We start from the raw sequence: 2,051 nt of genomic DNA on the forward strand, positions 1-2,051 counted from the left end.
GCTTTCCGCCCCCGCCGCCCACCACGGTGGAGGTCCGGTTCGACGCGCCGGTGCGCACCGTGCTTGGCCGGCCGGGGGGCGGAAAGCTGCCCATCAACCAGGTCGTCGCCCTGGCCCCCGGCCCGCTTCGCGTCCAGTACACCTGTCCGGGAAAACGAACACTTCCGCGTATCGAGACCTACAACATCCGACCCGTAACCGGGGAACTCCAGACGTTGCGGGTCCCATGCCGGAGGCGACGCTAATCAGGACGGCCACTTGCCCGTATCCGGCATCCGCACCCGGCTGCGGACACGTAGGACCGGGTAAGCTTGAGTGCCCTTAAGTCGTTGGAATTCCTTGGCTTTCCACCAAGCGGGCGCGTTTACACATGTCAGAGGGGTCCGTAGACTCCGGCCCCTCTATGGCTCGCGCGAAGAAGCAGAAGAACATCATCCGACAGAGGACCTACCCCGCGGGGAGGGTGGCCCGGCAGCTTCCGGTCGCCCCTGAGCCCAACCGCCTGTTGAAGGTGTGGCGGCGCGTGCTGGAGCGGCGGCTGCGCACGCGGCTGCGGGGGAAGGTGGCGGTGGAGATCCACGACAACACGCACACCATGTTGACGTTCCAGCGTCAGCGCGCGCTGTGGCGGCTGCGGCTGCACCACATGTTCCTGGCCGCGCCGGACGACGTGCTGCAGGCGCTCGCCAGCTTCGTGCGCAAGGGCGACGCGGACGCGAGCGCGCTGCTGGACAAGTACATCGAGCGCAACCGCATCTTCATCCGGCGGCTGTCCCCGGCGCAGATGCGCAAGCGGCTGCGGCTGTCGCCCGTGGGGCGCTACCACGACCTGGCGCGCATCTACGAGCGGCTGAACGAGCGCTACTTCCAGAGCCGCATCGACGCGGCCATCACCTACGGGCCGGCGCCCCGGGTGAACGGTCCGCGCAAGAGCATCAAGATGGGCTCCTACTCGGCGGACTCGAAGGTCATCCGCATCCACCCGGCCCTGGACCAGCCGCTCGTGCCCCGCTACTTCGTCGAGTGGATCGTCTTCCACGAGATGCTGCACCACGTCTACCGGGCCCGCCGGGGCGACGATGGCCGCCGCTGCATCCACCCGCCGGAGCTGATGGAGCACGAGAAGCGCTTCCACGACTACCAGCGCGCCGTCGCGTGGGAGCGGGAGAACCTGGACCTGCTCCTGTGCGCCCGCGCGGAGCAGCCCTGAGGCCCCGCGGCCCTGGATTGCCGCCCCCTCCCCGGGCGCGCCCCGCTGGCGTCAGGGGAGGATGAGGCCGCCCGGGCTGCGCCGCTCGTTCGCGGGCGCGGCCGGGGCAGGGGACCCGCCCGGAGCGTGGGGCCCCGTCGCCGCCGCTGCCTGGGCCTGGGCGCCCGCGGCGGCCAGGACGACGACCTTGGCGAAGAGCGTCTCCGCGAAGCGGGAGAACGGCTCGTCGAGCCCGTGGAAGAGGCGCCTGGCCTCGCCCCGGGCCATGTCCGCCTGCAGGGGGCGGCCGGTCTCCGTGAAGTAGGCGGCCATCCGCCACAGCCGGCGCGCGTAGCGCTGGCGCACCTCCGGGGTGAAGAAGGCCCGCGCCGCGTCCCGCACCCGGTGCTGCACCTGTTCCTGCCGCTGCGGCCCGCTCAGGGCCAGCGGGCTCGAGGCCAGCGCCTGCACCGCCTCCATCAACCGCCGCACCTCCGCTTCGGGCGGCATCCACTCGGCGATCTCCGGCGTCGCGTGGAGCTGGTCGCCCTCCAGGACGTGACGTGCGTCGTCGGGCTCCGGGGCGGGCAGGGGCGCGGGCTCGGTGAGGGGCTGCACGCCGTGGTGGCGCAGCGCGGCCTCCAGGTCCTCGGGGAAGGGCGTGCGGGTGCGCAGGTTCAGGGCCGCGGCCTCGGCGAGCAGCGTGGCGCCCTCCTCGCGGGAGACCTCGACGCCGAAGCGGTTCTCCCGGGCGTGCTTGAGGAGGCGGCGCAGCTCGCCCCGGCTCACCTCGGAGCGGGTCAGCTCCAGCACGCCCTGCTCATCCGACGCGATGACCTGGAGCAGCTCCACGCCTCCGCGC

1 protein-coding gene and 1 pseudogene are annotated in these 2,051 nt (G+C 72.2%); one reads left to right on the forward strand and one right to left on the reverse strand.

What is annotated here, in order from left to right:
- Window positions 1-403: 403 nt before the first annotated feature.
- Window positions 404-1,210 carry a hypothetical protein gene (locus D7V93_RS42250; protein ID WP_244237834.1) on the forward strand — a complete coding sequence of 269 codons (807 nt, stop codon included), beginning with the start codon at window positions 404-406 and terminating at the stop codon, window positions 1,208-1,210.
- 51 nt (window positions 1,211-1,261) lie between these two features.
- On the opposite strand, the pseudogene D7V93_RS42255 reads toward D7V93_RS42250, so the two are convergent.
- Window positions 1,262-2,051 (reverse strand): annotated as a pseudogene (locus tag D7V93_RS42255) (hypothetical protein); the annotation flags it as partial.

Source organism: Corallococcus llansteffanensis (assembly GCF_003612055.1).
GTDB classification, from domain to species: Bacteria; Myxococcota; Myxococcia; order Myxococcales; family Myxococcaceae; genus Corallococcus; species Corallococcus llansteffanensis.